The organism is Bacillus sp. RC51 (assembly GCF_044908115.1).
Taxonomy (GTDB): domain Bacteria; phylum Bacillota; class Bacilli; order Bacillales; family Bacillaceae_G; genus Bacillus_A; species Bacillus_A mycoides.
Genome location: NZ_JBIYCW010000007.1, coordinates 1 through 24,199, shown reverse-complemented (window position 1 = coordinate 24,199; position 24,199 = coordinate 1). Strand labels below are relative to the sequence as shown.

The window sequence follows — 24,199 nt, the reverse complement described above, 5'->3', positions numbered from 1 at the left end:
AGTATACTCTAACAAATACAATCTAACCATGATAAATTAATTTGAATTTAGGAGGCTTTTATATGAAATATACTGTTATTACTGGTGCTAGTTCAGGAATTGGCTATGAATCCGCTTTAGCCTTTGCATCTCGCGGAAAAAACTTAATACTTGTAGCTCGAAGACAAGCAGAATTAGAAGAATTAAAATTGAAAATTAACGAAATGCATCCGGAATTGGATGTTGTCATTCGAAGAACTGATTTATCAGTCACTGAAGAAGTTTATAAATTTTATGAAAGTCTACAAAGTTTTCAAATTGAAACGTGGATTAACAACGCAGGTTTTGGTAATTTTGCCTCAATTGCTGAACAAAATTTAAACAAGATAGAAACGATGTTGCATGTAAATATAGAAGCACTAACAATACTATCTTCCCTTTTCGTTCGAGATTATTCAATGACCGCAGGAACACAGCTTATTAACGTTTCATCAGGCGGTGGATACACGATTGTTGCTGATGCTGTTACGTATTGCGCTACGAAATTTTATGTAAGTGCATTTACAGAAGGACTATCTCACGAACTGAAAGAACAAGGTGCAAAACTACAAGCAAAAGTTTTAGCTCCTGCTGCAACTGAAACAGAATTCGCAAAACGTTCATTTGATATTGATGAGTTCCAATACGATAATGTTGTACCGAAATTCCACACTGCAAAACAAATGGCACAATTTATGCTCGACCTTTATGATAGCGATAAAGTTGTAGGGCTTGTCGATGGTTCTACGTATAACTATGAACTTAGAGATCCACTTTATAATTTTGCCGTGAGAAAAACGAATTCAAATTCTTAACAACATCTCATTTCTGATTAAAATATAGATACCCACTATTTCTTAAATAATAGTGGGCCTTTTTTCTCTCTAAAAATTTCACCCACATACCGTATCATCGCCACCTCATCACAATAATCAACTTTTGGACAATGTCTACAATCAATCCACACTTTTTCTGGCAATGCTTGTCTATTCACAAAATCAAACCCGCACTTTTGAAAAAATTCTGTTTCATATGTTAAAGAAATTACCCTGTTCACTTTTATCTTTGCCGCCTCATTCATTACATGATTCACTAACTTACGTCCTATCCCTTTTCCTGCATATGTATGCAAAACTACTAACGATCGTACTTCTGCGAGATCCTCTCCTAACACATGCAAACCAGCAACTCCAACGACTTCCTCGCCTTCTTTCATAACATATAAACATTGTAAACATTGATAGAGAGACAAAAGAGAACGCGGCAAAACAACTCCTTCTTTTGCATACATTTCAATGAGATTATAAATTTCTTTCACATCACTTGTAACCGCATTAAAGATTTCCATATTATATCCCCTTGCCCCAGTGTTAATATTTATAACATTATATGAATTTTAATTCATAATTTCATATAATAATACATCTCTCTTTTCTCTCCGTCAATCACTTTTCTGAATTTTATCCCGCATTAACGGGCAGTAAGACTCCCACCTCAAAATTCGGCTGAAGCAAAGAAGGTAGGTGGGAGTCGGGCTGCCCCTAAACGCCCGATTGGTGAAGGCTAATAATCAGTGGTGGATGAACAAAACCCCCACTGATTAAAGTTTCACTTTACACAAACAAAAAACCAAGCAACTTAATCGATGCTCGGTTCCTCATTTCGTATCGGCAATACCGTCGAATATTTAATTTCACGAAGTGCTAAACTCGTCTGTATCCGTGTAATACCAAGCTTGTTCAACTTTCTAATAAACTGCTCCAGTTCTTTACGATCACGATTCGCAACTTTTAATAAATAATCATACTCTCCTGTTAAACAGTGACATTCTAACACTTCAGGCATAGATTCTAATTCTCGTTCTAACACTTCCAGCTTTTCATACTGATGAATATTCGTACTCATAAAAATGAAACATAATAAATCAAATCCAAGCTTTTCTTGATTTAAAATTGCTACTTGCTTATCAATAAAACCTTCCCCATCTAACCTTTTTATTCGTGCATGCATCGCAGCTGGAGATAAATTAACACGGCGTGCAAGCTCTGCATTACTTACTTGTGATTCTTTCTGCAATATATCTAAAATTTTCACATCCAAATCATCAAGCACTTTAATAACAGATGACTCCATCAAAATTCCCCCTTTTTTCTTACCGACGATTATTCGAAGAAACATCTCATAACTTATATAAAACTGAATGTTTTTCTGTAAATAAGATTTCTAACGAAACATTTTATCGAGTTTTCACCATTATACAAAAGAATATATTAGATAATAAAGAAAAATGCTAAAATTATTTACAGTTCATTCTTATTTCAACAAAGGGGTTTTTAGTATGCCTTATTTTTACGTCTTTTTACTATTATTAACGAGCTTACTATGGGGAGGGAATTTCGTCGTTGGGAAATCGCTCGTTGATCATGCATCACCAATGACACTGACAAGTTTAAGATGGATGATTGCGATTGTTTGTTTATTACCACTCGTATGGTTTAAAGAGAAGAAAATTATTCCACCGCGTGCTGCTATAATCCCGTTAGTAATTATGGGCATTACAGGCGTCGCTCTTTTCAACATTTTTCAATTTTTAGCATTAGAAAAAACATCCGCAACGAATGTAGGTCTTATTTCTACATTGAACGCTATTTCAATTGCATTATTTTCTGTGCTATTTCTAAAAGAAAAAGTAAATACGCTTCAAGTTCTTTCTATGATTCTTTCATTTTTCGGGGTCATCCTCGTTCTTTTAAAAGGAAACTTTGCTCTTTTATTTTCACTACATTTTAATAGCGGGGATTTATGGATGATTGCGGCTGTTTGTATTTGGGGAATCTATTCTGTTTGTAGTAAATGGGCTACAAAAACAACTACACCACTCATGGCAACATTATATTCTGGTATTTTCGGCGTTATTTTATTACTACCATTTAACATAGGAAGCTTCACTGTTTCCAATATTAATTCTTCTTTCATTACATCACTTTTATATACAGGACTCATTTCAACGGTACTTTGTATGGTGTTTTGGAATATTGGTGTACAGAAATTAGGCGCTACTACATCGGGGATTTTTCTAAATTTCAATCCAATTTTCACAGCTATTTTAGCATTTATTTTCCTTGGAGAAGAACTAACATGGATTCAAATTTTCGGGACAATTATCGTCGTTACAGGGTGCTATTTATTCTCTCATTTTAAAACTGTTTCTCCTCAGACGACTAGAGCTTTAGTACGAAAGCATTCTTAATGAAAAAGCATCGCCACCAAAGTGGCGATGCTTTTATTTACCTTTCATTTCTTTCACATACTGCTTTTCTTCTTCTGGCAATAAACGTTCTGTTGCCTTTCCGGTATCACCACCTTGAATTTCCCACAAAAAGTTATGATCCTCAACCGTTTGTGAAAAATCTCCTTTCTCCCAACGCTCCAAAGTAGAAAGTAGCTTTGCTTTATATTTAAAATTTGTACTGCTTTCTACTGCGTTCTTCGCACTACGAATTTCCTTATTTGTCATTTCGATAAATCCCCATTTATCAGATGATTTCACTTTTTGATGTACCATCCTATGCATTGTAGAAATAATTTCATCCTCACTAAATTGTGGCTTCTCTTCCGCAACTTTCTTGTCCTGTTGGCTCATCACTTTTTGTGTTTTAAGACTCTTCTCCTCTTCCTCTATATAATTAAGAAGTTTAGTAACACCGAATACAGCTCCTATCGCAATTACAATCATTGTAATTGCCCCTATTATCCATTTTTTCATATTATGTACTCCCCATTCCCCTAATAATTACATAAACAAATGGAATCGCCTGCGCACAGCCGATTCCATTTGTTTCCTTATTTCATTTTAAACCTTCATCGCTTCTCGTACAATGTAACTGTCCACATATTGTTTAAATTTCACGATTTTTCCATTTTCAAGCTGCCATACATGAACAAATTCCGCCTCAAATGATTTTCCCGTCTCTTTATAAACTCCTGAGTAAACACCTTCAGCAATAATCACATCTTTTCCGTTTACTTCATGGTACGTATTTACACTCGCTTTATAATCATCCCATTCTGATCCTAAACGACTAAATACATTTTCCATTATAGCTTCTGTACCTATATACGTTCCGCCGTACGGAAAACCTGCTGCCTCTGTCCACTCTACTTTTTCAGAGAAAGCTTCCGCTAAATGTTTTGCATTTGAAGAAGATGGTCCTTCATATGTGCTTCGAACAATTTCTAAATTTGTTTTTTGCTTCATTATTTTTTCACCCCAAACGCGTTTGCCGCTAAAACAAGTCCAATTTCTAACGCTTTAACGTGCGGGAACCGCTCCTTTATTGCCGTTTGAATTTCTTCACTTGAAGGATTTCCTGCAAGAACTTCATCAAATGCAACTAAATATTTACGAGTATGTTTAATCGCGTCTGCTGTATTTGGTACGTCATAATCACGATGACCCGCTACAACAATTTCAGGATGAAGATTTTCAAGTTCACTTAATGTTTCTAACCATTTATGACGAGCTTCAGCATCTGTTTCTAACGTCCATACGAAAGTATTGTTATAAACGATATCGCCTGTAACAACGGCTTTTAATGATGGAATCCATACATAACTATTATTCGGTGTATCACCTTGCAAACCACCTTTAATGATTAAATCATTTCCCTCTAAAATCAATTTCTCTTCTGTTAATTCCTCTGGAACAATTGGTTGATGAGGAACATTATGCCCAATAGATGGTTTCCACTGTTCCACTTTCTTCTCAAATGTGTTACGAATATCTTCAACAGTATTCCGTAATGCAACAATCTTCGCTTCTGGAAATGCTGCATGTAATACATTTAATCCAAAATAGTGATCTGGATGGAAATGAGTCACATAAATATGAGTTAAATTCTTTCCTGTTTCAATAATTTGAGCTGCTAAACGGTGCGCATCACTTAATAAAAATTGTGCATCGATAAGAATTGCATCTTTTTCTCCGTATACAATTGTGGATGTAACTTGAAATGCTTGCTCAGACCCTGTAAAAACCTCTAAATGTAATTTTGACATGTTATTTCCTCCACTTTTTATTTACTCTTTTATATTCCTTTATTCTTTAAGCTTTATTCTAGTTGTAACTAAGTTAGTTACAACTAGAATAAAAAAATATACGAATCATTTTATTACTAATCGACTTGATGTAATCATTATAGTTACACCAAGTCGTCAAGTCAACACTTAAAAAATGAAATTTACTTCGTTTTCATTACTTTCTCTTTTAAGAAACGATCTACATATCCTTCTGCTTTTACAACGAATAAATACGCACCCATTGATAATAACGCAAGATCTAATTCATACCCTGGGTTCTTTCCATCTCCTAATAATCCTGCTGCTCCATTTACCTTTACGATAGCTCCAGCCAAAATAAGAGCGAATAACAATCCTACATACCTCACGCCTAAACCGATAATTAATAATATACCACCAACTAATTCAACTGTTGCTACGCCGTATGCAAGACCACCTGGTAAGCCGATGCTTGTAAACCACCCTGCTACGTTATCGATACCTGATTGAAACTTCGCTAAACCGTGTGCAAAGAATGTCACTCCTAACACGATACGAATAATTAAATTCCCAATATATTGATTCATTTTGAACTCTCCTTTTTTGTTTTGTTATGGTGAACATTTATTCACAAGACAAAACAATACGGTATTTCTTTTCATTCGTCAAATGCTTTTTTTAAAGAAAACAAAAAACATTATCCGTTTTACGAATAATGTTTTTTATAAAATAGCGCTAATTCAAGCTTTTACTCTATCACACAGAAAAAGTTGAAACTTTTTTCCAGCACCAATATAAGGCAATAACGGTACGTCCTCTTCCACAACCATTCCGACAACATTCACTTTCTCATCTACAGGTAAATCATTTACAACAACTTGCATCTCCCCAGCATATCTACCGTACAATTCATTATCAATTGTAATGCTGCCTTTCTTTCTTGAAATGGTAGACATCGGCTGTAACACGACTTTATTTTCTTCTCGTGATTCTACAGAGCGAATGACATCACGTGCTGGATCAAGCCGGTTCGTATGCACTCGTTCTATCAATTGTACAGTATCGCTATCATCTATAAATGATTGATATCGCACTGGAATAATCCCATTACTCGCACTCGCGATTTCTTGTACACTTTCTAGATTCGCGCTTATATCTCCAATTAGCACTTTATCGACGTCACACTCTTGAACAAGCTCTAAATACGATTCAAGCGGACGCATATAGCGGTGCTTTTCTAACGTTGGTAAACCTTCATATAACGGACCTCGTTTTTCACCATCTCCCGGAATAAATGCCATCGTTTTTATTCCGCACTCATGTAAATACTTATTTTGTTTTTGTAAAAACGACTTTGCTAGTCCTGTTTCTGGACGCGGATAAAAATTATGCCACGCTTCTACACGATCTACTCGTATATTTTCCGCAAGTAACCCTTTCCAAAATGATTCTGTAATCGTACTCGCGTTTAACGCTACCTTCATCTTACGCGATACACTCGCAATTTCTTTTGACATAATTCCGTAATCCATTCGTAAACCAGTAATGCCCCACTCTAATAATTCTTCCACATTTTCATACGTTATGCCTAAATGGTTTAACGATTTTGGAGAGACATCAACCATTAATTCCATTTCATTTTCGAGAGCTTGTTTCCCAAGTATTTGAATTAACTCCTTATACGTATTCGGATCATCTTCTGGAATGTGAAGAGATGTAAAAATAGATGAAAATCCGTTTTCTTTCGCTAATTTTAACCATGCTTCTTGTTTCTCTACTCGCTCTTTTGAAAGATAAATTGAAACTCCTATCATATAAATCTCTCCTTCTATTAATATAAAAAAGAGAAAGGAAGCCCCTTTCTCTATATGTTTTCTGCCATTTCTTCTTTAAAGCCGAAGAAGTACGTAAAGATGAAACCGAAAGTATATGCAATTACTAACCCTAAGAAATATAGTAAATATTTATTATCAGCAATTAACGGGATTAAAGATAATCCTGATACGCCAATTCCGAGTGAAGCCGTTTTCATAACTGCTTGGAATGCACCACCGACAGCCGCTCCTAAACAAGCGGTAATAAACGGTTTCCCAAGTGGTAATGTAACCCCGTATAATAATGGTTCGCCAATTCCTAAAAACCCAACTGGTAATCCACCTTTAATTACGTTACGAAGTCGTTTATTTTTTGTTTTTACATAAATCGCAATTGCTGCGCCCACTTGCCCAGCACCAGCCATCGCGAGTACTGGTAATAAAGGTGTTACGTGCGTTTGATTAATAAATTCCATATGAATCGGTGTTAAACCATGGTGTAATCCGACCATAACGAGTGGTAAAAACGTTCCGGCTAGCACTGCTCCAGCAAATGCCCCACCAACATTTAAAATTGCGTTAATACCGCTCGTAATACCATCAGATAAAAATCCCGCTGCTGGCTGAATCGCTAACATCGTTACTATACTTACAGCTAATACAGTAATAAGCGGTGTTACAATAATATCAACTGCATTCGGCACTGCTTTTCGTACTCTTCTCTCAACTACTACCATAAGCCATGCTGCAAAAATAACTGCAAACAATCCGCCCCGCCCGGGTACCATTGCTTCACCAAATAATTTCACATTTGCCATCGCTGGATTGAAAATTAAAATACCCGCAATCGCTCCAAGAACTGGTGTCCCGCCAAATTCTTTCGCTGTATTCCAACCGACTAAAATCCCTAAAAATGTAAAGATACCGCCGCCAATAAGTAGTAACATTTGTAGCCATGTTGCATTCGGATCAGCACCTGCGTTTTTTGCGAAGTTAGCAACTCCGTTTATAATTCCTGATGCAACAAGACCAGGTATTAACGGAATAAAAATGTTACCTATTTTTCGTAAAAAGTTCTTCACTGGTGTATTATTTTTCTTCTTCATCTCTGATTTAATCTCTTGACCAATATCTTCAAGATGATGATCTGCAACCTCACCAATTCGTAATCCTGTTAAAACTTCCATTTCGGCTGCTACTTTGTTTACCGTTCCTGGACCAACAACAACTTGAAGTGTTTCATCTTCAATGACGCCCATAACGCCTTCAACCTTTTTCAAAAGATCCATATTCACTTTACTTTCATCATGAAGCGTTAACCTCAGTCTCGTCATACAATGAGCAATGCCACGAATATTTTTTATTCCCCCAAGTTGCTCCGTAATCTCACTTGCCATTCTCACTTCTTTCTTCATAACAGATTTCCCCTCCCTATATGTTATAGTGCCTTCTTCACAAATCCTTTCGCTTCTTTTAATTTCTCCAGTGCTTCCCCATACTCACACTGTAGCAATACCATAACAATCGCAGCTTTCACATTACGATCTGCTTTTTCGTAATAATCTGCCGCTACTTCATAACTAACTCCTGTTGCTTCCACAATAATTCGTTTTGATCGTTCTACTAACTTTTCATTTGTAGATTGAACATCTACCATTAAGTTTTTATATACTTTCCCTACACCAATCATAGACGCTGTAGAAATCATATTGAGTACTAATTTTTGCGCTGTGCCAGCCTTCAACCGTGTTGAGCCTGTTAATATTTCTGCGCCTGTTTCCACTTCCACATTTAGTTTTGCATATTTACTTATTTCAGCATTTTTATTACAAGAGATACTAGCTGTACTCGCTCCCACGCTGCCTGCGTACTTCAAGCCGCCAATTACATAAGGAGTTCTGCCACTTGCTGCAATTCCGATAACTGTATCTTTCTCATTTAATCCAATACTTTTTAAATCTTCTTCTGCTAACTCTTCACGATCTTCGGCACCTTCCACCGCCTTGGTAAACGCTTTCAATCCACCTGCTATAAATCCTTGCACCATTTTATCATCTGTTCCAAATGTCGGTGGACATTCAACCGCATCTAAAATGCCTAAACGGCCACTCGTACCAGCCCCAATATAAATTAAACGGCCTTCTTCTTCAAAAGACTTAGTAACAATTTGTACAACCTTTTCAATTTCTTCTATTTCATTTTCAACTGCTAACGCAACAGTTCGATCTTCTTCATTCATACTTTGTAACACTTCTTTTATACTCATCTCATCTAGATTCATCGTTTTCTCATTACGGTGTTCTGTCGATAAATTCTCTAACATATTGCCACCCTCTTCGAAATTATATTTCACACTTTTATTATAACTTTAAGAAACTAAAAATCAATAACTCTTTCTTATTTTATGAAATAAAATTTCACAACATGACATATTTGTGTCAAAGATAATAAAAAAGATGAGTCTCCCCATCTTTTCTTCTACTTCAATTTCCGTAACCGTAATGCTTCTTCTCTCGTCTCCATAAATTGATCTAATACTTTATTACCAATTCGATTGAAAGTAATCACATATAAAGCATCAATCATATTCAGTTGCGTCATTCTCGAAGCAATACTCGCAATGCGATGGTCTTGCTCTACATCTGGCATACAAAGGCGAATATCTGCCGCTTTATATAAAGGAGATGATTGATCTAGCTTCGTAATCGCAATAACTGTAGCTCCTCGCTTCTTCGCATATTGCGCCATTTCAAGTACATCTTTCGTACGACCAGAAGTTGAAATCGCAACAAATATATCATCTTCTTTTAAATTCGTCACAAGCGGTAACATCATATGAAAATCAGATAGCATCATCGCTGTAAATCCGAGTCGTGTAAATTTATAAGCCCCGTCCATCGCTGGAGTAGCTGAACCACCTACTCCGTAAAATATAACTTTATCCGCATTTACAATACGATCTGCAGCTCTCTCAAGTTCCTTCTTATCTATCGCCGTGACACTCGCCTCAATTGCAGCTTTATTCACATATGTAACTTTATTAAACAAGTCGTACGGTCCATCTTCCGTATTCATCACTGAAAAATCATTAATATTATAATCAGCAATCGTTAATTCACGAACGAGCGCGATTTTAAATGATTTAAAGCTCCCAATCCCAATCGACTTACAAAAGCGAACAACACTTGCCTCACTTGCGCCTGCATTCGTTGACACTTCTTTCGTCGTTAAGTTCGGAACAATCTCTGCATTCTCCATTATGTACATGGCAACCTTCTTTTCGGCTGGTGAAAATTGATCCATATTACTTTCAATTTTAAATAGTAATGTTGAAGCTTTCACTATTTAACCTCCACTTCTTATGGTTGCTTTCACTTATTTTCTCTTGCTTCAAAAAGATAAAAACCATCATCGCCAGGAGGATGGTGAACAATTACAGTTCGATCCCCTTTTTTATATGACGTTATTTCACCTTCAGATCGCTGTTTTTCCCATCCATGTATCCAAATTGCAAAGTCAGGTACAAAAGCAGTGTACTTATAGTCTTTCGGGTTTTCGTCTTCTACATAGGAAGAAAAAATAGAAACTGGAAAATCTTTCACTTTTGATTCTTTCCATGCGGTAAATGGCATACATAGTGCAATAAGTATGATTACACCGATAACCTTCCCCTTCGTAATCCTCACACTTCCCACTCCTTGTCATATCACATACATAGATTTTATCATAATTACAATCCATTCATGCTACATGACCACTGCATTTTGTAATAAAAAAGAGCTTATCTACGTCAGATAAGCTCTTTCCCTCTATACAAAATACTTCTTTAAAAGTGGCGGCGTAATAATTGTCGTCAATATAACAACAATGACAATCGCTGTGAAATTTTCTTTCGCTAACAAATTCGCCGCAAGTCCATTTGCTGCAATGATAAGCGCTACTTCCCCGCGCGACACCATTCCCGCACCAATACTAATAGAAGATTGTAAGTTAAACCCTGTTAATCTTGCTCCTAAACCTGATCCGATTAACTTTGTGAAAATTGCGATGAGCGTCATAATTATAATGAACCAAAGTTGGCTTCCGATACCTTGAAATGTAATTTCCATTCCAATACTTACGAAGAAAACCGGTACGAATATCGCGTAAGCAATCGGTTCAATTTTATGTTCCACTTCATGCTTATACTCTGTTTGCGAAATCGCAATTCCTGCTGCAAATGCCCCAATAATACCTGCGATTCCCATCATTTCACTGTAATACGAAAAAGAGAAACAAATAATAAGTGCAGCACTAATTAACGCTTCTGTTACGCGAAGTGGTACGAGCATTTTCATAATCCACGGAACAACTTTCCAAGAGATGAAAACAATACTTACAAAAAAGATGATTTTCTTTGCAATGACTAGCGTTACATTTACATCTTGTGTACCTAAAAAACTCATGACAAACGCTAATAAAATAACGACAATTACATCATCAAATACAGCTGCACCTAAAATCGTCGTACTTTCTCTCGTATTCATTTTCCCTAAATCTCTTAGTGTTTGAACAGAAATACTAACCGAAGTGGCACAAAGTAATAATCCTAAAAAGATTGCATGCGACTGTAACATTCCAAACGCAAGTCCTGCTAAATACCCACCAAGGAATGGGAAAATAATTCCTCCCATCGCTACTGCGAATGCAGATTTTAAATTCCGATTTAACTCTTCTAAATCTGTCTCAAGTCCCGCCATAAACATAAGTAGCAAAACACCAATTTCGCTAAGCTCATCAATAAGTTCTGAACTATTAATAATACCTAGCAAAGCCGGACCGATAATAATACCAACGATTAATTTACCGAGTACAGAAGGCTGGCCGAGCCTAACGCTAATATCACCAGCTAATTTCGTACAAAGTAAAATGACGACAAGTTCAAAATAAAATAACATAGCATCTTCTCCTACTATATGAAGTAAATCTTTTTGTTCCTACATCTATTTCTGCACATAGTTTCTCCTTACAAGCAGCATTTTATTTGTTAAAGTTTTATTTGACAAAATATTCTGAATTATAATAAGATTAATCCAGAAATTTCAAAAAAACTACATACCATAACTGTATCTTCATTCACTCACATACTCTTTTCCAATGGGTTCACACTATTCGGTTCCCTTCTTAGTCATTTAGCTACTGAAAAAACAAATGATGAGAAAAAGAAGCATAACAAAATAGCTCGCCTATAATAAAGGCGAGCTATTTTCATGTTCTATTATGTTTTTTCGTTAACGTTTGTAAAATGATAAATATACCGATGCAAGTGAGTACATAACCTGCAACTTTTGCATACTTATCTCCCCTTACTTCGTCTCTTTCTTTTTCTTTCTCCACGCGTTTACACTATCAAAGAAAAAGTTAATAAATAGCGTTCCTAACCCCGCTAATAAAAACGTCATTAAAAATAGAACCCATATACTTTTCTCTTTTAAGAAATAATATCCTACAAGGAGCACAACCGCGATCCATACATATTCAAGAATTCTTTTTAGCTTTTTCTCTTCCAAATTATTCGCTCCGATACGATAAACTTAACTAAATCTATACAATTCAATCAAATTTACACGAGTTAGTGCTTCATCGTGTTCTCGCAGCCCCAAAGGGACGAGGGGTATAACACTCCACACGAGGCAGTATCGTTACCTCCTATTATCAAGCATTTATTTTACCCATCTTGATAAATTTATCGACGCATTTACATCCCTATCGTGATGGCTATTGCACCCAACACAACACCACTCACGTATTTTTAAACTCCACTGTCCTTCTGGTTGAACTGAATGGTCGTATTTAACTCCGCAACATGAACAAATCTTGCTTGAGGCGAACCATTTATCAGCTTTTACATACTCAATGCCATACTTCTCGCACTTGTATGACAAACATTGAAAGAAGAAGTTTAATTTTTGAAATGAAAATGCTTTCGATAATTTTTTGTTTTTTAACAGGTTTGAGATAAATAAGTCTTCCACAACAATTCTCATTGGTTTGGTTTGGTTTTCACCAATTTAGCTGTTGCTTGGTGGATATGGTTATTTCGGATATTCGTAATTTTCCTAGATAACCGCAGGTGCTCAGTTTTAGCTTTTTCATATCCGGCAGATTGAATTTTTACACCTTTTTTAAATCTCCTAGACATATCTCTTTGAGCTGACTTTTTCCTTTTCAAAAGTTTTTTAACCTTGGCATCTTTGTTTATATTTCGTTCTTTCGTACCATTAGAAGCTACAAAAAGCTCTTTTAAACCAACATCCACACCAATCGACTCATTGGTTAGTTCTTGTGGTTCGAATTCTTTTTTGAACCCTACACTAATCCACCAGTGACGACCATCAAATGTAACTCTTGGATTGGATGTTTTTTTGTTTCTTGGTAGTTGTTGGCTTGTTTTCACTTCTCCAATGGACTGAATATGAACTACTTTCTTTCCTATAACCAGTCTTTCATAATTGGCATAAAATCCTTGGATTAAATCTTTTTTGGATTTATAAGAAGTGTGATAACCATTTTGGTACTTTTCGAACGAATGTTTTCTCGCTGTATCAAAATCTTTTGAAGCCTGTTTGGGAACTTGTGCGTTGATATTTTTTAACCACTCATATTGCTTTCGCTTCTTGATCTTTGTAAATCGTTTCTGTAAAGCTAACTGTGAAACAGATTTTCCAAATAGCTTATAGTATCTATCACTCATTCTTTTACAATAGTTATAAGCAAATCTTGCAGCTCCAGCATGGTTTCTAAGCACTTTTTCTTGTTCAGGCGTTGGAATCAGTCTGACTTTCTTCGCTAATATCATCAGAATTTAACTTCTTTAATGAAAGATTTGTTCTTCTGAATAGTAGCATGTTCCACCAGCATTCTCCTAGGACTACTCGGATACAAACCTGTTAATTTCGATACTTGACTAACTCGTGAAAATTTCATTATTATTCTCACCTCATTGAACCTAACATAGCACGTACGTTCGATATTTTCAATGAAGTTTGATAGATTTAATAAAATTTATCTTGTTCAACTAAGGGCGCAATTCCTTAGCCAGTTCTCTTATGAACTTCTCATGTTTTCACATGAGCGCAGACTATATGTTTATCTACTAGAGATAGAGGATTTTTCCACCACCATAGGCTTGTGGTGTACTCTCGTCAGTTATACGAGATAGTCGTTGAACGTTCATCTTATCAATTTTGACTTAGATGATTCGAGGCGGAAGACCCATTGTTCTAGTGTTTAGGATTTAACCTTGCACGATCTGATTGATTTTTTCTGCTTTCGCGACATTCACGCTCGCTATTTCTAGCCACGCTGTAGTTCAATCAGCTTTAGGGATTGCCCGCATTTAACCCTCACTACTAGCCAATCACTTGACTAACAGGGCTTACTGATATATTTAATTAACTTTAGTTATAGTTGGTTAAATAAATCGTAACAGTTAATTACCCTTTTTCTATGCTACTTTTAGTATAACAAAAAAGAAGCCTATCATGATAAGCTTCTTTTTCTTATACCTTATTTGTTGATGCTTTTTTCAACAAGTGAAATAGCGTGCTCTAGCGTACGATTCATTGATTCCACATACTCATCTTTTACATTTTTATCTTTTAACACAGCTTCTGCAACTGTGATTTTTTGACTTAATGATTTAACAGAACCGTCTGTTACATTTCCATCTTGCGCTTTCTTTACTAAAGCTTTTGCAAATTCAACATTCACTTTTAATTTTTCTTTCGGTGTTTTTGGCTGCTCTTCTGCTACCTTTGATTGTACAAATGTTTGGTTTGCTGTTTTTAATTCATTATACGTTTGAACAATTTGTTCTCCTGTACTTGCTATATTCTCAAACACTTTCTTTGCATTGTCATAACTTCTTTGTAATTCGTTAAAAGCTGCTTGTGAATACTGACCTGATTTTTCACCAAATTCATAAGTACCTGCCAATACTTCTTTCACTTTCGCAATCTCTTCATATAACGCATTTACTTGCTCTAATTTTGTACGATTAGAAAACTCGTTATATGCTGCTAATACTTCTGAAGAGCTCAACGCTTTACTATATAATTTTGCAAGCGCAATTTGTCCATTTAACGGAATACCACCATTTCCGTTACTATCTGGGTCTGCACCAAGTGCAAATGGCACGTTCGGGTGATATACTTTCCCTTGAGCTGGTTGACTATTTACTTTTTTACCATCTACATAAATTGCTACTTCACTACCGTTATACGTTCCTGTTAAATGATACGTTTTGTTTGCTGCTAATTGAACGCCTACACGTTTATAACTGCCACCAATATGAGCCCATAGTTCTACATATCCATTTCCTGTAGATTCAAAACCAATTCCGCCACTCTCTGTATTTTGTAAAATTCCTTGTCCACGAATTTCATTCATCGAAAATACAGTTTCTAACGTAAACGTATTCGCTACTTTTTCTTTTTGTGCTGCTGAAAATGGAAGGTACCCAAATGTATTTGCTTTTCCATTTAATTTCATTACATTTGTTTTCAGAGCTTTATCATATTCAATAAATACATTCCCTTTCACATCACCTTTCGTCCCAAACGGTGAGCTATCTTTAAATGTACCATCTAAGAAATTCACATCAAAAACGTCTGCCTTTGGTACTTTCACATTCGGATCAATATTATCTTTTTTCGTTGTGATTTCTGCAGTTAATGGTTGCTCACTTTCATTGCCAAACGAATCAATTGCAACCACTTCAAGTGTATATGATTTCCCGCCATCTAATCCAGCAAGCGTAAATGTAAGTTCTTTTGGCACTGGATCACGATAAAATTCAGAGAACGCTAATAGCTTATTTTTAATCTCACCTGTTTGTTTATCCTTTGCTTGCAAGCGATAAGAATGAACAAGAAGGTTGTCCAATGCTTGCGGGAATGTTACTGTTGCCGCATTTTCCGTTACATTTGATACAGCAAGCTTTGCATCCTTCGCAAAGTATGGCTTTTCTTTATCACGATCTTCTACATAGTTGAATCCTTCTTTTTTCGTTGGTAATTTAATTTTCCAAGGCTCACCTGTCCAAGAGTTTGTATGGAAATCACGGCGATTAATCGTTACCTCTTTGTCATCTACCTCTACTAATAAACCTTGGCTTAATGTACTAGCTCCTGGCGGGATATTCCCTTGTACTTTACCACCTTCAACTTCCATATAGCTTACAGAAGATGTTCCAACAGACGTAAAGTCTTTTTGATGAATCGATCTTGGATCATCTAACGGATAATGTGAATGACCTGAAAACGTAATTACTTGTGGGAATTCTTTTAATACCGCATTAATTTTTGCACTATCTTTCGTTCCCCATTCTTGGCTACCGTACACTGTATCTTTAATATGTTGATGTAAAAACACAAAAATCGGTTTTTCTGGATCATCTTTTTGTGCCTTTGCCATTTCTTCTTTTAACCAATTAATTTGCTTGTCCGAATAATAGCCATGCGTTGTTCCATCCTCTGGTGACATTACGATAAAGTGATACCCTTTTACTACATTATGATAATAAATCGATTCCATTCCTGTCTTTTCTAAGAAACGCTTCTGTGCTCCCTCTACAGATAAGCCGTTCCAATAATCATGATTACCTAGAGAATTCATTCGTACCGCATCTTTATTTGCATTTTCGTTATACACTTGCATAAAACGATCATATTGCTTTACTGAACCCGAATCAGTAAAATCACCTACAATGACAAACGCATCTTGCTTTGGTGCAAGCGTATTAAATTGCTCAATCGCTCTTTTCCAGCGGAACGTATCATCTGTTCCACTATCTTTAATATGCACATCACTTACAACTGGAAAAACAAGCTTCTTCTCACTTGGTGCCTTTTCTTGCTTTTTCTCTTCCGCTTTAACCGACGCACTCCACGGAAATGACACGAATGCTAATACAAAAACCATCAATAATCCAATAAGTCCTTTTACTTTTCTTAAAGCAGTTCTTTCCACGTAAATCCTCCTCATATAATAAACTATTTACAATGGTTATTGTATCGAATGCATATTAACTTAGTTTGAATTAAGAATGAAATTTATTTAAGTTTTGTAAATATACAGTCAATTTTTTGTAACATCCCACATTACTTGTATTATCTTATACAACCACCTTTTGTCTTACAGAATTTATGATGCGGGAAAGCCCACGAACCTATATGGTCTGTTGTGGGAGTGGTGATGGCACACCGCAATCTTGCACGTCAGCGATACCAGAAATGGACTTCGCCTTTGGTAGCTAGAATCCCACTGACGTTAGTCAGCTTGCCCCTTTAGGGGTGGGAGTGTCAAAGACTCTCATAACTTATTATGAGCTGTAAGCCTATTAAACATCTTTCGTGAAATTTTTCGCTCCTTTATTAACACAACCTATCGCTTTACAACATTTAATAGTAATAAATAGTAGCTATGAAGGGAGGAACTATTAATGGCTTGTAAAAAAAATATCGGCTGCTATGCCCCTTTATCTATCATCTGCCCTCCCTACGATCCACCTAACCCACCTAAACCACCAAGCTGTGAACTAGTCACGAATGAATTCGCTGGTAATTTTTTTATAACAAAAGAAATCCCTCCACCTTCTGAAAATTCCACATTAGTTTTATGGGAAGGAGATGGTTTACTTAAAATATCAGGTACCATTTCTGTGTATAATAGCACTAGTAGTACTGGAGGGATTACCGTTCAAATTATTGGGCAGGTGACAAATACTTTTACTGTCTATCCTGGCAACACAATGTCATATACAGGTCAATCATTACAATCTGTGACAATCGTTAATATTCCAAATAACCCAATTCAATATATAGAGGGAAAATATTGTTGCCAATTCTCATTTTGCTTATAAAATTCTTTACCACCCTAACTTACAAACTATACAAAAAAGCATACCATTACGGTATGCTTTTCCTTATGAAATCGGATAACGCACTGTAAGGCATAATTGCCCTTGGCTCGTTGCCGTCCCTGTTGTTACAATTTGAATTGTAGTAAAATACCTTACTGTAAACGATCCACTACTTTGTGGTTGTACAGTAATTGTATTAACTACTGTCGCTCCTACTAGAAAGTTTACTGTAACTGGATTTACACCCACATCATATTTTACATATCCAGATGCGTACAAGTCTTGTGTAATATTATTCGTATATACCGTTTCAGTGACCGCACCAGTAGCAGCCCAATCTATACACACCTGATCTTGAACAAGTGTTTTACTGGAACAGCATGATAAGTTAGAATTGCACATCTTAGTCCTCTCCTTTTCTATTATGAAAGTGGATAACGTGTTGTTATACAAAACTCTCCTTGATATGTTCCAGCTGTTCCAGCAGGTAAAGTTACTTCAATTGTCTGGAAACGACGGTACGTAAAAGCTATACTCGTTCCAGGATTTAATGTTTGTGTATCAAGTGTAGCTCCTGTTGCATCCAAAACTGTCAGCGTGATTGGACCTGGCCCGACGTCATACCTAACGAACCCTGTTCCAATCATATTTTGATTAATATTGTTGTTATACAGCACATTTGTAATTGCAGTAGCAACTACAGTTCCTGACCATGGACTACACACTTTATCTTGTACAAAATTTTTATCTGGACAACAAGTTAACGCCGCCCCTGAGCATTCACAAGCCATAGAAATTTCCCCTCTCTCTTACTTATTCCTTATATGTGTATGTCCTTAAGAGTCCTTTGCCTGTATTATTCATCTATATTCACCAAAAATTATGCGCCTTTATCTTTAAATAGATTCCGTTTTGTCCCTCTTTTTCATATATTTATAGATTAGGATACAAGCCACAATTACAAGGACAACTACTAATATAGGTAACATGTACTCCCCAACAATAGCCCCTGCTTTTTCCCAATGCGGACCTAATTTCATTCCAAAATAAATATACAAAGTCGTTAACGGGAACATTGCTACAAATGTATATATGCTAAATTTCCATATATTCATTTTCGCCATACCACATGGAACGGAAATAAGTGTTCGAACTCCCGGGATGAAGCGTCCTAAAAATGCTACAACCGGCCCATATTTCTCAAAGAAATCATCTGCTTTTTGAATTTGTTCTTCTTTAATAAAGAAGTATTTCCCGTATTTTATTAACAGAGGACGACCACCGTAATAACCGAGTGCATATAACGTTAATGGTCCTGTCGTTCCTCCAATTGTTCCAGCTAATACAGCAAGCCAAAAATTCATATCACCCTCGTATACCCAATACCCAACAAGAGGCAAAACTACCTCTGCTGGAATAAATTCAAAAGTTAAAGCTAACACAACTCCAAAATAAGAAAACTGCTTTAAATACTCGATTATATCTAAAATAATTTGCTCCATATTTTTAACTCCTATCCTACATTTACGTTATGCTTTTCTTGTAATTGTACTGGTGCCATCTTTACAATTCGGTTCAAAATGAATAAAACAATTCCAATATCATCTAAAATACCGATAAACGGTAAGAAGTCTGGAATTAAATCGAGTGGCATCGCAACATAGCCAACTAAAAAAGCTATAGATAAGATTTTCTTCTTTATTGAAACCTCTTTTGAAGTAAAAAAGTCAAATAGGAATGGAACAAACTTGCGGACATGAAATACAACTCTTAATCTACTAAAAAGTTTTTTCATTTTTATATCTCCTCTCTTTGTATACAAAAAGGACCCTACCAAATATGGTAAGGGTCCTAAAAAGACAATAAGGGGCCTTTACCATTGCTGGTAAAGGTCTCACTAACAACGAAATCGTTGCCAATAAAGCCGAGGGTTTCTCCCTGTAATGACGACTTTATTGTAATAAGTTACTCCCCTTTATATACACAATTTTATACAATCACATTAAAATATTTGGAGGAGCTTGTCAATATTTTTTTCATCGCCATTAAGATTATTACATTACAAAAGAAGCTATTCTGTATTCTCTTTTGATACAAATTGGAGTTTAAAACGATCTGGGTCATAGAAAGTTATTCTTACTTCTTCACCACAGCAATCTTCCACAAATGATATATGATAAAACTCTAACTTTTTCTTTATCCGCTCGATATCTGAGGTTCTTAAAAATATCTCCGTAGCTGATGATGTGACAGTCTCTCTATGTTCTCCCAGTCCCCTGTTTACAACAAAACAAATTCTCGTTGAGCCGATATCATACCACACACCTGTTACACGTATTTGTGGCCTCTCCTTGCTCGGTTTAAACCCTAGAATTCCTTCATAAAAATATAATGTTTCCTTTAAGTTTTTAGATTCTAATACAATACATGTTGTAACACTTTCCATCCGCACTCCCCCTGCCCCTTTTAGTTTTCTATATGAGTCATAATTTGCAATTATGTACGAATACAATACGTAGTGATGAATATTTCATTTATAAAGGAGGCGTGTAACATGGATGAATTTATGAAATCCTACATACCTTTTCATGGCCCAAACGATCCTTGCCCTCCAATTGGAAAGAAATATTACTCAACTCCCCCTCACTTATATATGGGTTTTCAACCAACTAATTTACCCCAATTTACACCAAAAGAAGCTTTAAGAAAAGGGACTTTATGGCCTGCTTTTTATGATTTTTATGAAAATCCTCACAAAAAAGGACGGTGAATAAAAACGTGACACAAACATTGCCTGATGAATATTACAAATGGATCGAAGAACTGCAAGAATTAGACTTTGTATTAGTTGAACTTACTCTCTATTTAGATACGCATCCCGACGATACTGTAGCTATAAATCAATTCAACGATTTTTCTTATAAACGAAGAGTATTACAACAAAAAATTGAAGAAAAATACGGGCCACTTCAGCAGTTCGGAAATAGTTATTCTAACGCTCCATGGCAATGGAGCCAAGGACCGTGGCCATGGCAAATATAAAATGAAACTTTAATCAAGTGGAGTTTACGGGCAGCAAATAGCGGGATGAAGGAGAGAAACTATGTGGATTTATGAAAAAAAATTACAGTATCCTGTTAAGGTGAGTACTTGTAATCCAGCACTCGCAAAATTATTAGTTGAACAGTACGGTGGTGCGGACGGTGAATTAGCGGCTGCTCTTCGCTACTTAAATCAACGTTATACAATTCCTGATAAAGTCGTTGGCTTACTAACCGATATTGGTACAGAAGAGTTCGCACATTTAGAAATGATTGCTACAATGATTTATAAATTAACAAAAGATGCAACACCTGAACAAATGAAAGCTGCCGGATTAGACGCGCATTATGCGAATCATGACAGCGCCTTGTTTTATCATAATGCAGGTGGTGTTCCTTTTACTGCCACTTACATTCAAGCGAAAGGAGATCCTATCGCAGATTTATACGAGGATATTGCAGCTGAAGAAAAAGCACGTGCGACTTATCAATGGCTAATTGATTTATCAGACGATCCCGATATAAATGATAGCTTACGCTTTTTACGCGAACGAGAAATTGTCCATTCTCAACGTTTCCGAGAGGCTGTAGAAATTTTAAAAGAAGAACGTGATAGGCAAATTTATTTTTAAAACACATATCCTAGCGATATGTGTTTTTTTACGTCAAAAGTTAAATCCTTCCTAATTAACATATAAATAGTATATTTATTCAATTTTACGCATTATTTTAAAATATTTTTAAAATTCCCTCTTGCTTTCTAGTCATCAGACCTTTAAAATGATAACAGTTACTCGACAAATTATTTGAATTTTCGACAAAAACACTCATTAGGAGGATTTTCTTTATATGCGTACAACTTTAAAACCAGCGCAAATACTTTCGATTAGTTTACTACTATTCGCAGTTTTCTTCGGTGCTGGTAATATGATTTTCCCGCCTCTTCTCGGTCTTTCTTCCGGAGAAAATATGTGGGTTTCCATTACAGGATTTATTATTACAGACGTCGGTTTATCTTTATTAGCTATCGTGGCTGTTGCCCTTGCTGGTGGTAGCTTTAATACTTTAGCGAGCCGTGTCCACCCAAAATTCGCAGCAGTATTCGCTATCATTATTTATCTTTCCATCGGCCCACTATTTGTTATTCCACGAACTGGAACTGTATCTTATGAAATTGGGATTGCACCACTTTTCCCAGATCAATGGTACTCTATGTTAGTTTTTAGTGCGATTTTCTTTATAGTCGTCTACTTCTTATCGTTAAATCCATCCAAATTAGTAGATCATATCGGAAAAATATTAACGCCAATTTTGCTTGGAATTATTGCAATTATGGCAACAAAAGCGATTCTTTCACCAGGATCATTTGCAGAACCTGTTGGTGACTATAAAGAAATTCCATTTTTCAAAGGATTTCTTGAAGGCTTTTTAACATTAGATGCAATCGGAGCACTCGTATTATCAACGATTGTTGTAAATGCAATTCGCCAAAACGGTATACAAGATAAGAAATCCATTGCGAAATATACAATTATTTGCGGAAGCATTGCGGCTCTTTTCTTAACAATTGTTTACTTCTTACTAGGTTATATCGGCGCTTCAAACGGAAACTTAGGACAATTTGAAAATGGCGGTCAACTATTAGCAACTATTATGTATCAATTTTTTGGGACAAGCGGTAATGTTTTATTAAGTATCGCAATTATAGCTGCTTGTTTAACGACTGCAATCGGTGTTGTAAGTGCATTCGCCAACTATTTCACAACAGTATTAACAAATGTTTCATATAAGAAGCTTGTACTATACGTTTGTATTTTTAGCTTCGTTATTTCAAACTTAGGATTAAGTTTATTAATCAAAATTACATTACCCGTATTAATTATTTTATATCCAATTACAATCATTTTAATTTTCGTATCATTTATCGATAAATATACGAAACGTAAACCTTCTGTCTATATCGGAGCGATGATCGCAGCATTCATTATTAGCTGTATTCATGCACTTGATAATGTGGGAATGATACCAAGTTTTATCGCTAATATCGTACACACAATTCCTTTTTATAACTTAGGAATCGGCTGGATCGTTCCAGCAATAATTGGTGGTATAATCGGATACTTTATTCCGCAAACAGAAGCTGAAGGTGAAGTTTCTGTAAAATAAAAAGAAGCAAGCATGTATTTCATGCTTGCTTCTTTTTATTTTCTATCGCTGAATACAGTATTTGTATATGAGCGAACAGTTAACATATAGTAGCCTAAGTAAATTATGATATACACTCCTATACTACCTAGTATAGGAAGACTATATTCGAACATTCCTGTAAAGCCCATCAAACTTAAAAATGCAAAGAACGTATGACAAATCGCAAGCAGTAATGGTACTACAAAAATCGCTCCTACTTGTTTTCTTACAGACTCTGTTGCTTCCCTTTTCGTTAGTCCGATTTTCTTTAACATTCCGTATGCTGGTCGCTCTGCCAGCGCTTCTGTTATTTGTTTAAAGTATAAAATACAGCCAGTAGCAAGAATAAAAACAATCCCTAAAAATACACTTGCAAATAACAACACTGCACCATCTTGCAACTCAGCTTGACTCGCCTGTTCAAATGATTGGAATTTCGCCTCCTTAAAAAGAATAGTCTCTAGCTCTTTCGTTAGCTCTCTACTACCGTTTCCTTCAACGATAAATCCCCTTACCTTTGAAACAGCATTTCCTTGCTGCAACTTATTAAATAACGAATCTTGAACAACAAGTCCAACCGGTGCCAGTTTCGCACTAACAATTGTTTCCTCACGATGATCAACAATTGTTATACCATTCTTCATCCCTTCAAAAGACACGTTGTTTCCTTCAAGCGAATTCTTTTCAATGTTATATGATTTATACGGATCTAATAAAATTGCTTCCTTTTCCGAATGAAGCACAGCTTTTTTATTACCTAACATAGAAGCTGATTTATTAAAATCCGACTCTTTTATAACTTGTACATTACCATTACCTATTAAATACCCAGTTAATATTTGTTCTCCATCTATCTTCCCTTGCATAGAAAGTAATGCTATGGACGTTTCATTTTTTATTCCTAACTCATGTTTTTGAATTTCTTCTCTAACTTTCTTATCTAATTCCTTTCCAGTTGTTACATACTCATAACTAACTGGATTCATTAATGTCGCCGTTTTCTGCGCTCCATAATACATACTAGAACTAATTCCAATCGTACATAGCGTCACTGCACTTAATAAAGATAATAGCGCAAGCATCTAATCTGTACCCTTTGTAAAGGACATTTTGAAAAAAGTTAGGCAACATCAAGAAGATGATTTCTGTATCCAACAGGAGTCATCTTTTTTAAATTC

General features: G+C 35.8%; 27 protein-coding genes and 2 pseudogenes. 7 read left to right on the top strand and 22 right to left on the bottom strand.

What is annotated here, in order from left to right:
- Positions 1–62: 62 nt before the first annotated feature.
- Positions 63–833, top strand: coding sequence for an SDR family NAD(P)-dependent oxidoreductase (locus ABH959_RS15550; protein ID WP_002188426.1), 771 nt, complete (start codon positions 63–65; stop codon positions 831–833).
- A 35-nt stretch (positions 834–868) separates the two neighbouring features.
- Here the strand turns inward: ABH959_RS15550 and ABH959_RS15545 are convergent, their stop codons facing one another.
- Together ABH959_RS15545 and ABH959_RS15540 are read right to left on the bottom strand one after the other, a co-directional pair.
- The gene (locus ABH959_RS15545) at positions 869–1,366 is read right to left on the bottom strand and encodes an N-acetyltransferase (protein WP_404492815.1); all 498 of its coding nucleotides are present in this window, start codon (positions 1,364–1,366) and stop codon (positions 869–871) included.
- 290 nt (positions 1,367–1,656) lie between these two features.
- Entirely contained in the window at positions 1,657–2,151 is a 495-nt protein-coding gene (locus tag ABH959_RS15540; protein WP_002188423.1) for an Lrp/AsnC family transcriptional regulator, read from the bottom strand.
- A gap of 205 nt (positions 2,152–2,356) precedes the next feature.
- Between ABH959_RS15540 and ABH959_RS15535 the strand changes: the two genes are divergently transcribed.
- Positions 2,357–3,268: a DMT family transporter gene (locus ABH959_RS15535; RefSeq protein WP_002169088.1), complete on the top strand. Its 912-nt coding sequence runs from the start codon at positions 2,357–2,359 to the stop codon at positions 3,266–3,268.
- A gap of 33 nt (positions 3,269–3,301) precedes the next feature.
- Here ABH959_RS15535 and ABH959_RS15530 read toward each other — a convergent pair whose 3' ends face one another.
- The 14 genes and pseudogenes from ABH959_RS15530 to ABH959_RS15465 all read right to left on the bottom strand — a co-directional run bounded on the left by ABH959_RS15530 (position 3,302) and on the right by ABH959_RS15465 (position 16,901).
- Positions 3,302–3,784, bottom strand: coding sequence for a PRK06770 family protein (locus ABH959_RS15530; protein WP_340975704.1), 483 nt, complete (start codon positions 3,782–3,784; stop codon positions 3,302–3,304).
- 87 nt (positions 3,785–3,871) lie between these two features.
- Positions 3,872–4,276: a nuclear transport factor 2 family protein gene (locus ABH959_RS15525; RefSeq protein WP_033729782.1), complete on the bottom strand. Its 405-nt coding sequence runs from the start codon at positions 4,274–4,276 to the stop codon at positions 3,872–3,874.
- On the bottom strand, positions 4,276–5,076 hold the full coding sequence (locus ABH959_RS15520; RefSeq protein WP_113936721.1) for an MBL fold metallo-hydrolase: 801 nt from the start codon (positions 5,074–5,076) through the stop codon (positions 4,276–4,278). The genes ABH959_RS15525 and ABH959_RS15520 overlap by 1 nt, the downstream gene beginning before the upstream one ends.
- 182 nt (positions 5,077–5,258) lie before the next feature.
- Positions 5,259–5,663, bottom strand: a complete 405-nt coding sequence (locus ABH959_RS15515) for a DoxX family protein (RefSeq protein ID WP_001077751.1) — start codon at positions 5,661–5,663, stop codon at positions 5,259–5,261.
- A 153-nt stretch (positions 5,664–5,816) separates the two neighbouring features.
- Positions 5,817–6,890: a DUF871 domain-containing protein gene (locus tag ABH959_RS15510; RefSeq protein WP_404492814.1), complete on the bottom strand. Its 1,074-nt coding sequence runs from the start codon at positions 6,888–6,890 to the stop codon at positions 5,817–5,819.
- A 50-nt stretch (positions 6,891–6,940) separates the two neighbouring features.
- Positions 6,941–8,305 carry a PTS transporter subunit EIIC gene (locus tag ABH959_RS15505; protein WP_404492813.1) on the bottom strand — a complete coding sequence of 455 codons (1,365 nt, stop codon included), beginning with the start codon at positions 8,303–8,305 and terminating at the stop codon, positions 6,941–6,943.
- Between the two features lie 23 nt (positions 8,306–8,328).
- The gene (murQ, locus tag ABH959_RS15500; RefSeq protein ID WP_404492812.1) at positions 8,329–9,213 is read right to left on the bottom strand and encodes an N-acetylmuramic acid 6-phosphate etherase; all 885 of its coding nucleotides are present in this window, start codon (positions 9,211–9,213) and stop codon (positions 8,329–8,331) included.
- Between the two features lie 155 nt (positions 9,214–9,368).
- Complete coding sequence (locus tag ABH959_RS15495; RefSeq protein WP_002188418.1) at positions 9,369–10,232, bottom strand: MurR/RpiR family transcriptional regulator; 864 nt, start codon at positions 10,230–10,232, stop codon at positions 9,369–9,371.
- A gap of 29 nt (positions 10,233–10,261) precedes the next feature.
- Complete coding sequence (locus ABH959_RS15490) at positions 10,262–10,576, bottom strand: outer surface protein (RefSeq protein WP_113936724.1); 315 nt, start codon at positions 10,574–10,576, stop codon at positions 10,262–10,264.
- A gap of 123 nt (positions 10,577–10,699) precedes the next feature.
- Positions 10,700–11,827 carry a cation:proton antiporter gene (locus ABH959_RS15485; protein ID WP_000899801.1) on the bottom strand — a complete coding sequence of 376 codons (1,128 nt, stop codon included), beginning with the start codon at positions 11,825–11,827 and terminating at the stop codon, positions 10,700–10,702.
- Between the two features lie 408 nt (positions 11,828–12,235).
- A complete protein-coding gene (locus ABH959_RS15480; protein WP_061674975.1) occupies positions 12,236–12,439 on the bottom strand; it encodes a hypothetical protein in 204 nt (67 codons plus the stop codon).
- 153 nt (positions 12,440–12,592) lie between these two features.
- A pseudogene (locus tag ABH959_RS15475) lies at positions 12,593–13,728 on the bottom strand (RNA-guided endonuclease InsQ/TnpB family protein).
- Positions 13,728–13,856 (bottom strand): hypothetical protein, encoded by a 129-nt coding sequence (locus ABH959_RS15470; RefSeq protein ID WP_265324693.1) that lies wholly within the window; start codon positions 13,854–13,856, stop codon positions 13,728–13,730. The pseudogene ABH959_RS15475 and the gene ABH959_RS15470 overlap by 1 nt, the downstream one beginning before the upstream one ends.
- A 582-nt stretch (positions 13,857–14,438) precedes the next feature.
- Positions 14,439–16,901, bottom strand: coding sequence for a LamG-like jellyroll fold domain-containing protein (locus tag ABH959_RS15465; protein WP_404492811.1), 2,463 nt, complete (start codon positions 16,899–16,901; stop codon positions 14,439–14,441).
- 472 nt (positions 16,902–17,373) lie between these two features.
- Between ABH959_RS15465 and ABH959_RS15460 the strand changes: the two genes are divergently transcribed.
- The gene (locus tag ABH959_RS15460; RefSeq protein ID WP_219299925.1) at positions 17,374–17,793 is read left to right on the top strand and encodes an S-Ena type endospore appendage; all 420 of its coding nucleotides are present in this window, start codon (positions 17,374–17,376) and stop codon (positions 17,791–17,793) included.
- Positions 17,794–17,856: 63 nt separating this feature from the next.
- Here the strand turns inward: ABH959_RS15460 and ABH959_RS15455 are convergent, their stop codons facing one another.
- The 5 genes from ABH959_RS15455 to ABH959_RS15435 form a co-directional block, all read right to left on the bottom strand.
- Positions 17,857–18,195 carry a DUF3992 domain-containing protein gene (locus ABH959_RS15455; protein WP_016093263.1) on the bottom strand — a complete coding sequence of 113 codons (339 nt, stop codon included), beginning with the start codon at positions 18,193–18,195 and terminating at the stop codon, positions 17,857–17,859.
- 20 nt (positions 18,196–18,215) lie between these two features.
- On the bottom strand, positions 18,216–18,584 hold the full coding sequence (locus ABH959_RS15450; RefSeq protein WP_016093264.1) for a DUF3992 domain-containing protein: 369 nt from the start codon (positions 18,582–18,584) through the stop codon (positions 18,216–18,218).
- A 105-nt stretch (positions 18,585–18,689) separates the two neighbouring features.
- Positions 18,690–19,295, bottom strand: coding sequence for a DedA family protein (locus ABH959_RS15445; protein ID WP_113936729.1), 606 nt, complete (start codon positions 19,293–19,295; stop codon positions 18,690–18,692).
- Between the two features lie 11 nt (positions 19,296–19,306).
- Positions 19,307–19,588, bottom strand: a complete 282-nt coding sequence (locus tag ABH959_RS15440) for a YkvA family protein (protein ID WP_002134573.1) — start codon at positions 19,586–19,588, stop codon at positions 19,307–19,309.
- A gap of 276 nt (positions 19,589–19,864) precedes the next feature.
- Positions 19,865–20,239: a VOC family protein gene (locus tag ABH959_RS15435; RefSeq protein ID WP_113936730.1), complete on the bottom strand. Its 375-nt coding sequence runs from the start codon at positions 20,237–20,239 to the stop codon at positions 19,865–19,867.
- Positions 20,240–20,347: 108 nt separating this feature from the next.
- Here ABH959_RS15435 and ABH959_RS15430 point away from each other — a divergent pair, with 108 nt between their 5' ends.
- From ABH959_RS15430 to brnQ2, 4 genes are all read left to right on the top strand, one after another.
- On the top strand, positions 20,348–20,563 hold the full coding sequence (locus ABH959_RS15430; RefSeq protein WP_404492810.1) for a spore coat associated protein CotJA: 216 nt from the start codon (positions 20,348–20,350) through the stop codon (positions 20,561–20,563).
- A gap of 8 nt (positions 20,564–20,571) precedes the next feature.
- The gene (locus ABH959_RS15425; protein WP_404492809.1) at positions 20,572–20,835 is read left to right on the top strand and encodes a spore coat protein CotJB; all 264 of its coding nucleotides are present in this window, start codon (positions 20,572–20,574) and stop codon (positions 20,833–20,835) included.
- Positions 20,836–20,896: 61 nt separating this feature from the next.
- Positions 20,897–21,466, top strand: coding sequence for a spore coat protein CotJC (cotJC, locus tag ABH959_RS15420; protein WP_002010774.1), 570 nt, complete (start codon positions 20,897–20,899; stop codon positions 21,464–21,466).
- 217 nt (positions 21,467–21,683) lie between these two features.
- Complete coding sequence (brnQ2, locus tag ABH959_RS15415; RefSeq protein ID WP_404492808.1) at positions 21,684–23,000, top strand: branched-chain amino acid transport system II carrier protein BrnQ2; 1,317 nt, start codon at positions 21,684–21,686, stop codon at positions 22,998–23,000.
- Positions 23,001–23,035: 35 nt separating this feature from the next.
- Here brnQ2 and ABH959_RS15410 read toward each other — a convergent pair.
- A pseudogene (locus ABH959_RS15410) lies at positions 23,036–24,103 on the bottom strand (ABC transporter permease); the annotation flags it as partial.
- Positions 24,104–24,199 lie beyond the last annotated feature (96 nt).